General features: G+C 71.8%; 18 protein-coding genes. 8 read left to right on the top strand and 10 right to left on the bottom strand.

The window, feature by feature from the left end; all coding sequences use genetic code 11:
- Positions 1-46: 46 nt before the first annotated feature.
- The 4 genes from ACWPOB_RS22460 to ACWPOB_RS22445 form a co-directional block, all read right to left on the bottom strand.
- On the bottom strand, positions 47-1,843 hold the full coding sequence (locus ACWPOB_RS22460) for an acetyl/propionyl/methylcrotonyl-CoA carboxylase subunit alpha (protein WP_006939582.1): 1,797 nt from the start codon (positions 1,841-1,843) through the stop codon (positions 47-49).
- 120 nt (positions 1,844-1,963) lie between these two features.
- Positions 1,964-3,406, bottom strand: coding sequence for a condensation domain-containing protein (locus ACWPOB_RS22455; protein ID WP_100056652.1), 1,443 nt, complete (start codon positions 3,404-3,406; stop codon positions 1,964-1,966).
- A gap of 6 nt (positions 3,407-3,412) precedes the next feature.
- Positions 3,413-3,826, bottom strand: a complete 414-nt coding sequence (locus ACWPOB_RS22450; RefSeq protein ID WP_100056651.1) for a SufE family protein — start codon at positions 3,824-3,826, stop codon at positions 3,413-3,415.
- A complete protein-coding gene (locus tag ACWPOB_RS22445) occupies positions 3,823-4,716 on the bottom strand; it encodes a sulfurtransferase (RefSeq protein ID WP_100056650.1) in 894 nt (297 codons plus the stop codon). The genes ACWPOB_RS22450 and ACWPOB_RS22445 overlap by 4 nt, the downstream gene beginning before the upstream one ends.
- Positions 4,717-4,809: 93 nt before the next feature.
- On the opposite strand from ACWPOB_RS22445, the gene ACWPOB_RS22440 reads away from it, so the two are divergent.
- Complete coding sequence (locus ACWPOB_RS22440) at positions 4,810-5,211, top strand: group III truncated hemoglobin (RefSeq protein ID WP_455402163.1); 402 nt, start codon at positions 4,810-4,812, stop codon at positions 5,209-5,211.
- Here ACWPOB_RS22440 and ACWPOB_RS22435 read toward each other — a convergent pair.
- The 5 genes from ACWPOB_RS22435 to ACWPOB_RS22415 form a co-directional block, all read right to left on the bottom strand.
- Positions 5,177-5,539, bottom strand: coding sequence for a cupin domain-containing protein (locus tag ACWPOB_RS22435; protein WP_006939570.1), 363 nt, complete (start codon positions 5,537-5,539; stop codon positions 5,177-5,179). The genes ACWPOB_RS22440 and ACWPOB_RS22435 overlap by 35 nt on opposite strands.
- A 9-nt stretch (positions 5,540-5,548) precedes the next feature.
- Positions 5,549-6,346 (bottom strand): class I SAM-dependent methyltransferase, encoded by a 798-nt coding sequence (locus ACWPOB_RS22430; protein ID WP_455402162.1) that lies wholly within the window; start codon positions 6,344-6,346, stop codon positions 5,549-5,551.
- Positions 6,347-6,371: 25 nt separating this feature from the next.
- Positions 6,372-7,028, bottom strand: a complete 657-nt coding sequence (locus ACWPOB_RS22425; RefSeq protein WP_100056647.1) for a Maf family protein — start codon at positions 7,026-7,028, stop codon at positions 6,372-6,374.
- Between the two features lie 2 nt (positions 7,029-7,030).
- Positions 7,031-7,339: an acyl-CoA carboxylase subunit epsilon gene (locus ACWPOB_RS22420; RefSeq protein ID WP_455402161.1), complete on the bottom strand. Its 309-nt coding sequence runs from the start codon at positions 7,337-7,339 to the stop codon at positions 7,031-7,033.
- A gap of 152 nt (positions 7,340-7,491) precedes the next feature.
- Positions 7,492-9,132: an acyl-CoA carboxylase subunit beta gene (locus ACWPOB_RS22415; protein WP_100057413.1), complete on the bottom strand. Its 1,641-nt coding sequence runs from the start codon at positions 9,130-9,132 to the stop codon at positions 7,492-7,494.
- A 117-nt stretch (positions 9,133-9,249) separates the two neighbouring features.
- On the opposite strand from ACWPOB_RS22415, the gene ACWPOB_RS22410 reads away from it, so the two are divergent.
- From ACWPOB_RS22410 to ACWPOB_RS22395, 4 genes are read left to right on the top strand one after another with little or no spacing between them, the layout of a single operon-like run.
- Entirely contained in the window at positions 9,250-10,116 is an 867-nt protein-coding gene (locus tag ACWPOB_RS22410; protein ID WP_455402160.1) for a biotin--[acetyl-CoA-carboxylase] ligase, read from the top strand.
- A 45-nt stretch (positions 10,117-10,161) separates the two neighbouring features.
- A complete protein-coding gene (locus ACWPOB_RS22405; protein WP_006939564.1) occupies positions 10,162-10,707 on the top strand; it encodes a PH domain-containing protein in 546 nt (181 codons plus the stop codon).
- Positions 10,708-10,745: 38 nt separating this feature from the next.
- Entirely contained in the window at positions 10,746-11,429 is a 684-nt protein-coding gene (locus ACWPOB_RS22400; RefSeq protein WP_100057411.1) for a response regulator transcription factor, read from the top strand.
- Positions 11,430-11,439: 10 nt separating this feature from the next.
- Positions 11,440-12,744, top strand: a complete 1,305-nt coding sequence (locus ACWPOB_RS22395) for a sensor histidine kinase (protein ID WP_455402159.1) — start codon at positions 11,440-11,442, stop codon at positions 12,742-12,744.
- Positions 12,745-12,819: 75 nt separating this feature from the next.
- Here ACWPOB_RS22395 and ACWPOB_RS22390 read toward each other — a convergent pair whose 3' ends face one another.
- Positions 12,820-13,368 carry a GtrA family protein gene (locus tag ACWPOB_RS22390; RefSeq protein WP_100057409.1) on the bottom strand — a complete coding sequence of 183 codons (549 nt, stop codon included), beginning with the start codon at positions 13,366-13,368 and terminating at the stop codon, positions 12,820-12,822.
- Positions 13,369-13,503: 135 nt separating this feature from the next.
- On the opposite strand from ACWPOB_RS22390, the gene ACWPOB_RS22385 reads away from it, so the two are divergent.
- The 3 genes from ACWPOB_RS22385 to ACWPOB_RS22375 all read left to right on the top strand — a co-directional run bounded on the left by ACWPOB_RS22385 (position 13,504) and on the right by ACWPOB_RS22375 (position 15,731).
- Positions 13,504-14,802, top strand: a complete 1,299-nt coding sequence (locus ACWPOB_RS22385; protein WP_455402158.1) for a 5-(carboxyamino)imidazole ribonucleotide synthase — start codon at positions 13,504-13,506, stop codon at positions 14,800-14,802.
- The gene (gene purE, locus ACWPOB_RS22380; RefSeq protein ID WP_455402157.1) at positions 14,795-15,298 is read left to right on the top strand and encodes a 5-(carboxyamino)imidazole ribonucleotide mutase; all 504 of its coding nucleotides are present in this window, start codon (positions 14,795-14,797) and stop codon (positions 15,296-15,298) included. Before ACWPOB_RS22385 ends, purE begins: the two co-directional genes overlap by 8 nt.
- An 82-nt stretch (positions 15,299-15,380) precedes the next feature.
- Positions 15,381-15,731 carry a hypothetical protein gene (locus tag ACWPOB_RS22375; RefSeq protein ID WP_455402156.1) on the top strand — a complete coding sequence of 117 codons (351 nt, stop codon included), beginning with the start codon at positions 15,381-15,383 and terminating at the stop codon, positions 15,729-15,731.

Below are 15,731 nucleotides of genomic sequence, written 5' to 3'. Positions count from 1 at the left end.
CCGCGAATCCGAGGATTCGCGGGGCGCGCCGTCGCAGGCGGAACTGCTACTTGAGCTCGGCGAGCACCGTGCCCTGGGTGATGGCGGCGCCGGGCTCGACCGACAGGCCGGTGACCACGCCGGCCTTGTGCGCGTTGACCGGGTTCTCCATCTTCATGGCCTCGAGCACCACGATCAGGTCACCCTCGGCGACCTCCTGACCCTCGGAGACCGCGACCTTGACGACGGTGCCCTGCATCGGCGCGGTCACCGCGTCCCCGGAGGCCTTGCCGCCGTGGGCACCGCCCCGCTTGCGCGGCTTCGGCTTCTTGCGGAGCGCCCCACCGGCGGCACCGCCGCCGGCGCCGAGGGTGAACTGGCCGGGCAGCGACACCTCGACGCGGCGGCCGCCGACCTCGACGACGACGTTCTGCCGCGGCAGCGCCTCGTCCTCGTCCTCGGGGGCGACCCCACCGCCGGTGTACGGCTCGACGGTGTTCTCCCACTCGGTCTCGATCCACTTGGTGTAGACGTCGAACTTCTCGCCGTCCCCCACGAAGGCGGGGTGCTCGACGATGTGCCGGTGGAACGGGATCACGGTGGCCAGGCCGTCGACCTCGAACTCGGCCAGGGCGCGGCGAGCGCGCTCGAGGGCCTGGGTGCGGGTCTCGCCCGTGACGATCAGCTTGGCGAGCATCGAGTCGAACTGGCCGCCGATGACGTCGCCCTGCACCACACCGGAGTCGACGCGCACGCCCGGGCCCGAGGGCTCGCGGTACACGCTGATCGGGCCGGGGGCCGGCAGGAAGCCGCGGCCGGCGTCCTCACCGTTGATGCGGAACTCGAACGCATGCCCGCGCGGGGCCGGGTCCTCGGTGAGCTCGAGCTTCTCGCCGTTGGCGATGCGGAACTGCTGGCGCACCAGGTCGATGCCGGCGGTCTCCTCGGTGACCGGGTGCTCGACCTGCAGGCGGGTGTTGACCTCGAGGAAGGAGACGGTGTCGCCCTGGACGAGGTACTCGACCGTGCCGGCGCCGTAGTAGCCGGCCTCGCGGCAGATGGCCTTGGCGGACTCGTGGATGCGGCGGCGCTGCTCGTCGGTCAGGAACGGCGCGGGGGCCTCCTCGACGAGCTTCTGGAAGCGGCGCTGCAGCGAGCAGTCGCGGGTGCCGGCGACGATGACGTTGCCGTGCTGGTCGGCGATGACCTGCGCCTCGACGTGGCGCGCCTTGTCGAGGTACTGCTCGACGAAGCACTCGCCCCGGCCGAAGGCGGCGATGGCCTCGCGGGTCGCGGACTCGAACAGCTCGGGGATCTCCTCGATGGTGTGCGCGACCTTCATGCCGCGGCCGCCACCACCGAAGGCCGCCTTGATCGCGACCGGCACGCCGTACTGCTTCGCGAACTCGACGACCTCGTCGGCGTTCTTGACGGGATCCTTCGTGCCGGCAGCCATGGGCGCCTTGGCGCGCTCGGCGATGTGCCGCGCGGTGACCTTGTCGCCGAGGTCGCGGATGGCCTGCGGGGAGGGGCCGATCCAGATCAGACCGGCGTCGATCACGGCCTGCGCGAAGTCGGCGTTCTCGGACAGGAAGCCGTAGCCGGGGTGGATCGCGTCGGCACCGGACTTGCGGGCGGCGTCGAGGATCTTGTCGAACACCAGGTAGGACTCGGCGGAGGTCTGGCCACCGAGCGCGAATGCCTCGTCGGCGAGCTTCACGAACTGGGCGTCGGCGTCGGGTTCTGCGTAGACGGCCACGCTCCCGTAACCGGCGTCCTTGGCGGCTCGGATGACCCGCACAGCGATCTCGCCGCGGTTGGCGACGAGCACCTTCGTGATGTGCGCGCTGGCATGACTGGGCACGGAGCCTCCTGTTGATCGATCGTTAGGTTATTGCCGTCTCTGGGAGTGTAGGCGCCAATCCGATAGACGATGTAACCGGATAGCCCCTACACCCTACGGGTCGCCCGGAACCGGGCAACATTACCGGCCGGTAGTCGAATCACCCTCGTTCCCGTGCTCCGGCGTGTCCCACTCGCGGCCCTCGCTCGCCTCGTGCATCAATTCCCGGACCCGCTCGACGAACGACGGCACGTTGGCCGCGGCGGTCGGCGTGTCGGGAAACCGGCCCGCCAGGTTCACTCCCTTCGGGCTGCGGTTGAACCACAGGAACACGTCGTGCGTGTAGCTGCGGCTGCGCAGCGTCCGGGCATTCCACCGCGGCCACTGCGCGGCCATGGGGACGAAGCGAACGTCCATGTACGACACCAGGAAGCGCGGTCGCATGGGTACTTCGAGCAGTTCGCCGACCAGGTCGAACGGCACCCGGGCGCTCGCCCGCGTGCGGCGCAGCTCGGCGCCGGCGCGCGCCGTGAGCGTCGCGAAGTCCGTGGCCCCGGCCGCATCGATCTCGACCGGGCGCAGCCCCACGAACCAGCCGAGGGCCCCGGCCCACATCGGACCGCTGCGGGTATGGGACGGCGCGATCGTCCGGAACCGGTCGACTCCGGCGAGTTCGACCGTGGCGCGGGCGAGGCACGCGAGCGTGCCGGCGAAGAAGCCGTACCCGGCCTCCCGGCAGCGGGCGGCGAAGCGGTTGGCCCGGTCGTCGTCGAGCATCCGCGTCGACAGACGGCGCTGCGGCACCGCACCGGTCGGCCGGTCGCCGAGGGGCAACGGGAACTCGGGCATCGCGTCGCCGCCGGCGGTCAGGGCCTCCCGCCAGATCCGCACGGCCTCGTGCTCGCCGGCCAGGTCGGTGGCGTCCGCCCGCTCCGCGGCACCGAAGTCGATGTAGCTGCCCACTGGGAACAGTCCGGCCGGCCGGCCGGACCGCTCCTGCTCGTACAGGGCCGTGATCTCGTGGGCGACCAGCACGACCGAGTAGGCGTCGGCGACGGCGTGGTCGGCGGCGAAGAACACCGTGAACGACGCCGCGGACGCGTCCCCGTCCTCGGGCTCGAGGGTGGCGAAGACGTACGCCGGCCACGTGTGCGGCTCGGTGCAGTCGGCCAGCAGTTGCTCGAGGTGCTCGCGGATGTCGTCCGGGGCGGACGGCAGGTGCCGGACGAATCGGACCGACACCGCGCCCGGGGGCGCGGTCCGCCGGGTCACGCCGCCGGAGCCGACGGCGCCGTCACCGCTCAGGACGACCTGGCTGCGCAGCGGTTCGTGCCGGTCGATCCACCGCTCCAGAGCGCGCCGGAACGGCTCCTCCTCGAGGCGTCCCGCGACCTCGAAGGCGGTGCCCAGCCACGCGTCCGGGACGTCGCCGTACCGGCTGCCGACGGTGCGCCGCAGATGTGCCTCGTGCACGTACGACACCGGTCGCGGATCGGTGCTCCAGGCATCCGCCGCGACGCACGGCAGCCATTCGGTCAGCACACCCGCCGGGATGGGGTAGTCCTCGAGTTCGGTGAACTCCATGGCATCTCAGGAACGCAGATGCCGCTTGATGCGCGCCAGCATCGCGCTCATTCCCCGCAGGCGCAGGGGGCTGACCGCGTCGGCCAGCCCGAGGGCCGAGTAGAAGTCGTCGGGCACCTCGAGGATCTGCTCGGCGCTGAGACCGTCGAGCCCCTGATGCAGGATCGATGCGAATCCGCGGGTGGTCGGGGCCTCGGGGGGCGCGCTGAAGTGCAGCCGCACGTGCTCCCGGTCGGCCATATCGACCGACAGGAACAGCGGCGACTGACATTCGGGGACCGGCTCCATCGCCGCTTCCTCGAGCTCGGCCGGGATCGGCGGGAGTTCCCGGCTGAACTCGAGCAGCAGCTGCAGCTTGTCCTGGCCCTCGACGGCGGCGAAATCGTCGACGATCTCGGCGAGAGGAGCGGGCAGGGTCACCGGGCCGGCACCTCTCCGGGCTCCTCGCCCTTGACGATCGGCACCCGCACCGCGTTGCCCCACTCGGTCCACGACCCGTCGTAGTTGCGCACGTGCTGGTAGCCGAGCAGGTAGGTCAGCACGAACCAGGTGTGGCTGGACCGTTCCCCGATGCGGCAGTAGGCGATGACGTCGGAGTCCGGCGCGATGTCGGCGTAGATCTCCTCGAGCTCGGGGCGCGACCGGAACCGGCCGTCCGGCGCCGCCGCGCGGGCCCACGGGATGGACACGGCCGTGGGGATGTGGCCGCCGCGCAGGGCGCCCTCCTCGGGGTAGTCCGGCATGTGGGTGCGCTCGCCGGTGTACTCCTGCGGGGAGCGCACATCCACGAGCGGACCCTTGCCGAGGTGGTCCAGCACGTCGTTCTTGAACGCCCGGATCGCGGCGTCGTCCCGTTCGACCACCGGGTAGCCGCTGGTGGTGCTCACCGGGATGTCGAGGGTGGTGTCGCGGTTCTCGGCGATCCAGGCGTCGCGGCCGCCGTCGAGCAGGCGCACGTCCTCGTGGCCGAACAGCGTGAACACCCACATCGCGTACGCGGCCCACCAGTTGGACTTGTCGCCGTAGACGACGACCGTGTCGGTGCGGCGGATGCCCTTGCGGTCCATGAGGGCGGCGAACCGCGTGCCGTCGATGTAGTCGCGGGTGACCGGGTCGTTGAGGTCGAGATGCCAGTCGATCTTCACGGCGCCGGGGATGTGGCCGACGTCGTAGAGCAACACGTCCTCGTCCGATTCGACGACCTTCACCTCGGGCGCACCCAGATGGGCGGACAGCCACTCCGTCGACACCAGTCGGGTCGGATCGGCGTAGGCGGCGAAGGACGGGTTGGCGTCGGGCGCGACGGGCACAGGTGGCTCCTGAGGCAGTGGTGACAGTTCGGTGATCGACAATCCGGTGACGACGAGGTGCGCCGTCGATTCTAGGCGGTACCGTCGGGACACGTGCTGCGCTCCCCGTCCGCCCCGACCGACCTCGCGACGCGTGCCGACATCGATCGGCTGCTGCGCCGGTTCTACGACCGGGCGCTGACGGATCCGGACCTCGAGGCGGCGTTCGCGACGCTGGCCGTCGTGGGTCTCGCCGAGCACCTGCCGGTCGTCGGGGACTTCTGGGAGCAGGTCCTGTTCGGCACCGGCCGTTATCGGGGCCGACTGGTTCCGGTGCACACGGCCCTGCACCGGCAGCACGGTCTCGGCGCGGCGCGCTTCGACCGCTGGGTGCGGTTGTGGACGGACAGCGTGGACGCGCTGTTCGCCGGCGCGAACGCGGACCGGGCCAAGGCGAAGGCGGCCGCGATCGCGGCGGCGCTCAGCGCGCAGCTGGATCGAGCATCGTCAGCATGAGCCGGGACGGCTCGACGGCCCGCACCGCGTGCGGCAGGCGGGTGGTCATGTGCACCACCCCGCCGGGCTCGAGATCCACGGTGCGCCCGTCGGCGGTCACCTGCAGGTGGCCCGTGAGGGCCTGCAGCAGCACCGGGAACGCGGCCGTGTGCTCGCGCAGTTCCTGCCCGGCGTCGAACGCGAAGATCACCACGCGGGCGCCCTCGGCCACGAGGACGCGCTGCGGGCGCGGCCGGTCCGGGTAGGGCTCGACGGCGTCGCGGACGTCGGCGAGATACGACAGGGCGGGGGTCGCGGGTTCGGGCTGCGGCGCGGCGGCGGGGCTCACGACCGCAGGCTACCGCGGCTTCGTCGCGACGATCGCCACGGCCGCGATCGACGTGCGATACGTCGTGAACGTCGCGCGCATTCTCAGCACCCGCGTGCGGGCGTCGCCGTCGCGCAGCACGTTGCGCACGAAGCGCAGGGTGCCGAGGACGCCCTCGTCGGCGACGAACCGCGCGGGCTGCAGCAACGCCATCGGGGCGAGCCGCACGACGTCGACGCTCAGGCCGGCCTCGGTGAGCAGGGCCCGCCACTCGGCGACGGTGAGCGGCCGGGCATTGACCTTGATGGAGCGGGCCAGGTCCTGCCGGATCTCCGTCTTCACCGCATCGTCGAGCTCGTCGGGGACGAGGGCGAGTTCGTGGATCGCGTACCGGCCGCCCGGGCGCAGCGTCCGCACGGCCGCGGCGACGATGCGTGCCTTGGCCGCGTCGGTCTGCATGGTGAGCATGGCCTCCCCGACGACGACGTCGGCGCCGGCGTCGGGGAGACCGGTGGCAGCGGCGTCCGCGACGACGCAGCGACCGCGGTCGCCGATCGCGGCTCGGGTCAGTTCGGCCGCGGCCTCGTCGTGTTCGACGCCGGTGTACGACAGCGGTGCCAGGTCCAGGATCTCCCGCGCGGTGCGGCCGAGGCCGGGCGCGAGTTCGACGACGTCGCTGCCCTCGATGCCCGCGTCGACGAGCAGGCGGGTGGTCATCCCCGCACCTCCGGGGCGCAGCACGCGCTTGCCGAGCCGGGCGAGCAGCCAGTGACCGGGCAGGTGTGCGGAGTCGCGCTCGGACATGGGCAGGGGATGGGGATCGCTCATACCCCGATGCTAAGGCAAGGCAAGCCTAAACTGAAGGGCTTCCGGTCGTGTTCGCGGCCCACAGCCGCGCCACCGACACCCCCACGTCGGCCAGGAGCCGACGCACCAGCGGCAGGCCGATCCCGATCACCGAGGAGGGATCGCCCTCGATGCGCTCCACGAACCAGCCGCCGAGGCTGTCGAGCGTGAACGCCCCCGCCACCTGCAGCGGCTCGCCGCTGGCCAGGTACGCCTCGAGGTCGTCCTCGGTGGGGCGGCCGAAGTGAACGGTGGTGCTGCTGTGGTCGGCGGCCTGGGCGACGACCTCGCCGTCGCGCAGGCGCAGGACACTGTGCCCGGTGAGCAGGTCGGCGCTGCGTCCGGCCATCGCCCGCCAGCGCTCGCGCGCCACCTCGACCGTCCCCGGTTTGCCCTGCAACTGCCCGTCGACGAGCAGCATCGAGTCGCAGCCCACGACGAGGGTGTCGTCGCCGAGGCTGTCCCGGACCAGGCCGGGCACCACGTCCGCCGCCTTCGCGCGGGCCAGTTCGGTGACCACCACCGCCGGCGGCGCCCCGGGACCGAGTGCGGCGGCGAGTGCATCCTCGTCCACCGCGGACACCCGCACGATGGGCGCGACGCCGGCCGACCGCAGCACCGACAACCGCGCCGGGGACGCCGACGCGAGCACCAGCCTCGCCATGATCAGCCCAGGTTCGGGTACGAGTACGGCGAGAACGGCGCCGTCCGGCGGTGCATCCGGGTGGGGTCGCCCCACGTCTCGCGCGGGCGGTCGTCCGCCGCCGGGGCGGCGGACCCGGAGGCCGCGGCGAGCACCGCCACCAGCGCGGCGACCTCGACGTCCGAGGGCCGACCCTTGACGATCCGGATCGCCGCGGACGCCTCGGGGGCGGCGGTCTCGGCCGCCGGCGCCGCCGCCGGGACCTCCTCGGCCGCCGCGACCTCGGTCACCTCGGTGTCGATGATGGTCTTCTCCTCAGCTACCGCAGTCACAACACACCTCCCGGGAGGCTACCGGAGCCGGTGGGCAGGACGCGGGAGCGGGATCGCTGCGCGTTCGAAGTCATGTCGTCCCTCTCGTGGGGTCGTGGCCCGGCCGGCTCGGAAGAACCGAGCCGGCCGGGATGGTCTCGGCCGTGCGGCCGTCAGAGGGGGATGTTCCCGTGCTTCTTCGGCGGAAGCGTGACCATCTTGCGCTCGAGCAGGCGCAGGGCCGCCACGATCTGCCCGCGGGTGTGCGACGGTGGGATGACCGCGTCGACGTAGCCCCGCTCGGCGGCGACGTACGGGTTCACCAGGGTGTCCTCGTACTCGTTCTGCAGCTCGAGGCGCAGCGCGTCGACGTCCTCGCCGTTCTTGGCCGCCTCGAGCAGGCGCTTGCGGTAGACGAAGCCGACGGCACCGGAGGCGCCCATCACGGCGATCTGCGCGGTCGGCCAGGCCAGGTTGACGTCCGCGCCCATGTGCTTCGAACCCATCACGTCGTACGCGCCGCCGTAGGCCTTGCGGGTGATGACGGTGATCTTGCCGACAGTGGCCTCGCCGTACGCGTACAGCAGCTTGGCGCCGCGACGGATAATGCCGTTGTACTCCTGCTCGGTGCCCGGCAGGAAGCCCGGCACGTCGACGAGCGTGACGATCGGGACGTTGAACGCGTCGCAGGTGCGCACGAAGCGCGCGGCCTTCTCCGACGCGTCGATGTCCAGGCAGCCGGCGAACTGGGTCGGCTGGTTGGCGACGATGCCGACGGACCGGCCGTCGACGCGGCCGAAGCCGACGATGATGTTCTGGGCGCGCTCGGCCTGGACCTCGAGGAACTCGTCGTCGTCGAGCAGGCGACGGATCACCTCGTGCATGTCGTACGGCTGGTTCGCCGAGTCGGGCACGATCGTGTCGAGCTCGATGTCCTCCTCGGTCAGCGACTCCTCGATCGACCCGAAGATCGGGTCGGTCGGCTCGGTGCGCGGCGCGGCGGCCTGGTTGTTGCTCGGCAGGTAGGACAGCAGGTCCTTGACGTAGTCCAGGGCGTCCTGCTCGCCGTCGGCGACGTAGTGCGCGACACCGGACTTGACCATGTGGGTGTGCGCGCCGCCGAGATCCTCCATGGTGACGTCCTCACCGGTGACGGTCTTGATGACGTCGGGACCGGTGACGAACATCTGGCTGGTCTGGTCGACCATCACCACGAAGTCGGTCAGGGCGGGGGAGTAGACGTGTCCGCCGGCGGCCGGGCCCATGATCAGCGAGATCTGCGGGATCACGCCGGAGGCCTGCACGTTGCGGTGGAAGATCTCGCCGTAGAGGCCGAGCGAGACGACACCCTCCTGGATGCGCGCGCCCGCCCCCTCGTTGATGCCGATCAGCGGACGGCCGGTCTTGAGCGCCAGGTCCATGACCTTGACGATCTTCTCGCCGTAGACCTCGCCGAGGCTGCCGCCGAAGACGGTCGCGTCCTGCGAGAACACGCACACGTCGCGGCCGTCGATGGTGCCGTAGCCGGTCACGACGCCGTCGCCGACCGGGCGGTTCTCGGCCAGGCCGAAGTTGGTGCTGCGGTGCCGGGCGAGCTGGTCGAGCTCGACGAACGAGCCCTCGTCGAGCAGCGCGTGGATACGCTCGCGGGCGGTCAGCTTGCCCTTCGCGTGCACCTTCTCGACGGCGGCCTCACCGCTCGGGGCCTGAGCCTGAGCCTGGCGATTGCGCAGGTCCGCCAGCTTGCCGGCAGTCGTGTGGATATCGGGCGTACTCGCCGCCTCGGGCGCGGACGGCTCCTGGACAGTGGTCATGGCCCATGAGCTTAGCGAGCGTCAGTCAGCGATCGCGCACCGAGGCCCCGCTTGTGTTGAATCATTGAACTGAAGCTACCGGCGAGTACGTTTCGCTGCCCATCCTAGGCTGTGCGGATGCCCACCGAACCCGAACCGCAGCGCCCGCCCGTCGACCCCGCGCCCGTGCGGCGCGAGCTGGATGCCGCCCGGCTGCGCGCCGCGCTCGTGCGTGGCGCCGACCCCGACGCGTTCTACCGGCGCCTCGACGTCGTCACCGAGACCGCCTCCACCAACGCCGACCTGCTCACGGCCGCCCGCGAACCCGGAGCCGACCGCCGCGTCCTGCTCGCCGAGTTCCAGCACGGCGGCCGGGGCCGGCACTCGCGTGGATGGACCGGTGTTCCCCGCGCCCAGGTGATCGTCTCGGTGCTGCTGCGCATGCCCGGCATCGACCTCGCCGACCTGGGCTGGCTGCCGCTGCTGGCCGGCATCGCCACCGTCGACGCGATCCGCTCGGTCACCGGAGTGGACGCCGAACTGAAGTGGCCCAACGACGTGCTCGTCGAGGGCCGCAAGGTGGCCGGCATCCTCGCCGAGGTTGCCGGCACCCACCCCGAGCCCGTCGTGGTGGTGGGAATCGGCCTCAACGTCTCGCTCACCGAGGACGAGCTGCCGGTCCCCACCGCGACGTCGCTCGCGCTCGCCGGGGCGACCGAACTCGATCGCACCGCACTCGCCGAGGCCCTGCTGCGCGAACTCGGCCGCCGGTGGCAGCAGTGGTACGTCGCGGGCTGGGACGTCGCCGGCCTGGCCGCTGCCTACCGCGACCGGTGCGGCACGCTCGGCCGCCGGGTGCGGGCGGTCCTGCCGGGCGACACGGAACTGCACGGCGTCGCGGTCGACGTCGACGAGCAGGGCCGCATCGTCATCACCCCGGACGACGGTGGCGAGCCGATCGCGGTGTCGGCCGGGGACATCACCCACCTGCGCCCGGTGCCCTGACCCGGCACGGGCGCCCGGCGCCGCGGCTGTGCCATCGTGTCCGGCATGGGATACCCGGAGGACGCCCTCGCCCCCGAGGAACGGCTGCTGCTGCACCGGCACCCGCACTGGAAGATGCTCATCGTGCCGGCGGCGATCTTCCTGGTCGCCACGGCGCTCGCAGGATTCCTGCTCGGCCTGAGCCAGGCCCGGCTCGACGGCTCCACCGCGAGCACGCTGACGATCGTGCTCGCGGTGCTGTGGGCGGCGATCGTCGCGTGGCAGTGCCTGGCGCCGCTCGTGAGCTGGCTGTCGACCCACTTCATCGTCACCGACCGGCGGGTGCTCGTCCGGCAGGGCGTGCTCACCCACTCCGGCATCGACATCCCGATGGGCCGCATCAGCAACGTGCAGTTCCGGCACGGCCTGCTGGACCGGATCCTGCGCACCGGCACCCTCGTCATCGTCTCCGCGGCCGACGATCCGCTCGAGTTCGACGACATCCCCGACGTGCAGCGCGTGCATGCCCTGCTGTACCAGCAGGCGTTCCACGCCGACCCGGCGCGGGACCGGGAACCCCGACCCGACGGGCCGAGTCGCAAAGCCTGGTAACGCGCCGGGCGGCCGGTGCCGATCCGTACGCTGGATCCGTGACCGCAGTCCTGCTCGCCGAAGACGACGAAGCCATCGCCGCGCCCCTGTCCCGGGCGCTGGGCCGGGAGGGATACGACGTCACCGTCGAACAGACCGGCCCCGCCGCGCTCGAACGGGCCCTGTCCGGTGACTACGAACTGCTCATCCTCGACCTCGGGCTGCCCGGCATCGACGGGCTCGAGGTGTGCCGGCAGATCCGTGCCCACCGCTCCGACCTCGCCGTCCTGATGCTCACCGCCCGTACCGACGAGGTCGACTTCGTCGTCGGCCTCGATGCCGGTGCCGACGACTACGTCGGCAAGCCCTTCCGGCTCGCCGAACTCATGGCCCGGGTGCGGGCGCTGCTGCGCCGCCGTGGCGGCGGCGAGCCCGAGGACATCGTGGAGGTCGCGGGGATCCGGCTCGAGCGGGCGGCCCGGCGCGTGCTCGTCGACGGCTCCGAGGTCACCCTCGCCAACAAGGAGTACGAACTGTTGCGGGTGCTGCTCGAGCACGCCGGCCAGGTGGTCTCGCGGGACGCGATCCTGCAGGAGGTGTGGGGCGACGCCGACCTGCGCGGGTCCAAGACTCTCGACATGCACATGTCCTGGCTGCGCCGCAAGATCGGTGACGAGGGCCCGGCCGGGGAGCGGCGCATCGCCACCGTCCGCGGCGTCGGCTTCCGCCTGAACACCGACTGACGGGACCGGAGTGCGCCGCCGAATCCTGTTCGCGGTCCTCGCGGGCTCGCTGCTCGTGGCCCTGCTGCTCGGAGTCCCGCTCGCCTACACCGCCTGGCTGTTCGTCGAGGACACCGCGCGCAGGGACCTGCAGGACCGGCTCGACCGCATGTCCGCGGAGATCATCGCCCAGGAGGGCGCCGACGGCCTGGTCATCGGCGGCCTCGACACCAGTTCCCTGCGGCTCGTCGTACCCGACGGCGGCCGCCTCCTCGTCGTCTACCCGACCCCCGAGGACGCCGCGGCCCGCCTCGACATCGGCGCCGCCACAGTACCGAACCCCCTGGTCGAGTCCCTGTCGATGGGAACGTCGGGATCCCTGCGGCTCGAGGCGCCGTCCGAGGACATGCGCCTGCTGCAGCGGCAGGTCCTGGTCGGGGTGACGCTGCTGGTGCTGCTGTCCATGGCCGTCGGTGCCGTCGTCGCCGTCGTCACCGCCCGGCGGCTGGCCGACCCTCTGCGCGACGTCGCGGCGCGGGCCCGCCGGCTGGCCGACGGCGACTTCCGGCCCGATCCACGTCGGCACGGCATCCCGGAACTCGACCGCGTCTCGGACGTCCTCGACGCCGCGACCGTCGAGATCGCCGGGCGCCTGCAGCGGGAGCACGCCCTCGTCGGCGACGTCTCGCACCAGCTGCGGTCCCGGCTGACCGCGGTGCGGCTGCGCCTCGACGAGCTGTCCACCCACACCGACCCGGCCGTCGTCGAGGAGGCAGAGGAGGCGATGCGCCAGGTGGACCGGCTCACCACCGCCATCGACGAACTGGTCCGCGCGTCCCGTAACAGCGGGTCCGAGCTGCGCACCGAGGTGTCCGTCGTGGGGGAGCTGGCGGGGGTGATCGCGGACTGGCGGGGGCCCTACAAGGAAGCGGGCCGGGAACTGCTACTGAGCGGTGATCCGTCGCTGCGCAGCCGCGTGACCGGATCCCGGCTGCGCGAGGCCGTCGCGGTGCTGGTCGACAACGCCCTCATGCACGGCGGTGGAACGTGCACGGTGTCCGTGCGACGGGTCTCGACCCACGGCGGCGGATCGACCGTGTGCGTGGAGGTGACCGACGAGGGTGACGGCGTCAGCGACGAGCTGGCCCCGCACATCTTCGACCGCGGCTTCTCGGGTACCGGCTCGACCGGGGTGGGACTCGCGCTCGCCCGTGCCCTGACCGAGGCCGACGGCGGGCGCCTGGAACTGCAACGCCGCCGGCCCGCCCTGTTCGCCCTGTTCCTCGGCTCGACCCGCGACGAGTCCGCCCACGCGGGGATCCGGGAACCGCGCTGACCCGCGACGGCGGGGACCGGATTCGGCTGACCCGCGGCGGCGGGGACCGGATTCAGCTGACCCGCGGCGCCGGGTTCAGGAGTGCCCCAGGCCTTCCTCGGCGAGTTCCTCGTGCTCGGGAACATCGTCCCCGCCGGAGTTCATCTCCTCCGGGAACACGAAACGGCGGAAGCACCAGAACCGGAAGATCATCTGCAGCAGATTGCCGATGAGATAGGCGCTGACGAAGTCGGCGATGTTCTCCATGGTGAGGCTGACGTTCGGCACCCGCAGGTCGAACACGTAGCTCGAGATCCACAACGGGATGAAGCTGAGGACCACGCCGATGCCGCTGACGGCGAAGAACAGCAGCGCCTCGTGGTGCCGCTCCCGGCCGCCCCGGTTCTTGAACGACCACTCCCGGTTGAGGACGTACGAGCAGATCACGGCGATCACCCCGGCGATGACCTTGGCGGTCACCGGCTTCTCCTCGAGCACCGTGAGCTTGAGGGTGTAGAAGATGACCGAGTCGACGACGAAGGTGGTGCCGCCGACGATCGCGAACTTGATCAACTCGTGGTGCCGCAGCAACAGGCCCCGGAGAGGCTCGGGGACTCGGTTCACGGCAGCATCGACGAAAGACACCCGGACGAGTCTACGAAACCGGGATCCGAACACACGAACCCGCGGGCGGTTTATCAGCTTTACCACAGGAACGACGGGGTGTCGCGCGGGAGCGCAGCGCCACCCCCGCCGCCCGCTGTGACACCATGGTGAGCCGTGACCGCTACACCCCCGGACTCGGCTGCCGCCGCGACTCCCGCCTCCGCGGCCGGCGACGCCCGCTCGCACTCTCCCCGCACGCTGCCCACCGGTATGCCGGTCGTCGCGATGGTCGGCGGCGGCCAGCTCGCCCGGATGACCCACCAGGCCGCGATCGCGCTCGGCCAGACCCTGCGGGTGCTGGCCGCGAGTCCGGACGATCCGGCCGCGCGGGTCAGCCCCGACGTGGTGCTCGGCAGCCACACCGATCTCGACGCGTTGCGCAGTGCCGCGACCGGCGTCCACGCCTTGACCTTCGACCACGAGCACGTGCCCACCGAGCATCTCGAGGTGCTCCAGCGTGAGGGCGTCAGCGTGCAGCCGCCGCCGCAGGCCCTGATCTACGCGCAGGACAAGCTCGCGATGCGCCGGCGCCTCGCGGAGCTCGGTGCCCCGGTGCCGCCGTTCACCGAGCTCACCTCGGTCGACGACCTCACCGCGTTCGGCGACGAGCACGGGTGGCCCGTCGTGATCAAGTCGGCGCGCGGCGGCTACGACGGTCGCGGTGTGTGGATCACCGACGACGTGGACGAGGCGCAGCGGATCGTCGCCGAGCAGCTCGCGGCCGGGGTGCCGCTCATCGCCGAGGAGAAGGTCTCGTGGCGGCGGGAGCTGTCCGCGATGGTCGCGCGCTCGCCGTTCGGGCAGGGCGCGAGCTGGCCCGTGGTCGAGACCGTGCAGTTGAACGGGCAGTGCGCCGTCGTCATCGCGCCCGCCCCGAACCTGCGGGCCGACATCGAGGCCGGCGCCGAACAGCTGGCCCTGCGCATCGCCGCCGAGCTCGGCGTGGTCGGGGTCATGGCGGTCGAGCTGTTCGAGACCGAGACCGGCGAGCTGATCGTCAACGAGCTCGCGATGCGGCCGCACAACTCCGGGCACTGGGGCATGGACGGCGCCCGCACCGGGCAGTTCGAGCAGCACCTGCGCGCGGTGCTGGACTACCCGCTCGGCGACACGTCACCGATCGCCCCGGTGACGGTGATGGCGAACGTGCTCGGCGCCCCCGAGACGCCCGCGATGAGCATGGACGAGCGGCTGCACCACCTGTTCGCCCGGATGCCCGACGTGCGTGTGCACCTCTACGGCAAGGGCGAGCGCAAGGACCGCAAGATCGGGCACGTCAACGTGCTCGGGGACGCGTCCGGGTCGATCGACGACCCGCAGTACGTGGCGGCGGTGCGCGAACGCGCGGAACGCGCGGCGCACTGGCTCTCGCACGGAGTGTGGACCGACGGATGGGATTCTCACGGTGACTGACGGAGCACAGGTCGGCCTGATCATGGGCAGCGACTCGGACTGGCCGACGATGCAGGCCGCCGCCGAGGCGCTCGTCGAGTTCGGGATCCGCTTCGAGGTGGGGGTCGTCTCGGCCCACCGCACCCCGCAGCGCATGCTCGACTACGCCCGCGACGCCGCCGGACGCGGCATCAAGGTGATCATCGCCGGCGCCGGCGGTGCCGCCCACCTTCCGGGCATGGTCGCCTCCGCGACCCCGCTCCCGGTCATCGGCGTGCCCGTCCCCCTGAAGTACCTCGACGGCATGGACTCGCTGCTGTCGATCGTGCAGATGCCTGCCGGGGTGCCCGTCGCGACCGTCTCCATCGGCGGCGCCCGCAACGCCGGCCTGCTCGCCGCCCGTATCCTCGGCGCGGCCGACCCTGCGCTGCGGGAACGGATGGAGCAGTTCCAGGCGGGCCTCGAGCAGATGGTGCTCGAGAAGGACGACGCGTTGCGGCGGAAGCTGCTGGGCTGACTTCGTGCACGTACGCGCGCTTTTCGGTCGTCCGCGTTCGAAATTGCGCGCGCGGACGACTGGGCCCCGCGCGGATCGTACGGTGCGCGCGTCGCGGGGCGACGCGCAGGCCCGGGCGGTGACGGCCCTGGCCCTGCTGTGGGCCCGGGTGTGGGGCGGCCGCGTCGGCTTCGACGACGAGTTCGGCCTCTACGTGTGCACCGGGATGCGCGGCGGCTACGCCCGGTCGGGCACGACGATCGGCGGAGCATTCCTCACCGGCCGGCCACCGTCGCGCCGGATCCTGCGACACGAGGCGGTCCACGCCGATCAGTGGGCGCGGCACGGGGCCGGATTCGCCGTCCGCTATGTGTGGGAGGAGCTGCGCCACCCGGGTGCCTGCAACCGGTTCGAGATCGAGGCCGGACTCGCCGACGGCGGCTACGTCGCCTGA

This window comes from Rhodococcus sp. 2H158, from assembly GCF_053764755.1.
Note: the sequence above shows the minus strand (reverse complement) of the source record. Positions and strands in the feature narration are given on the sequence as shown.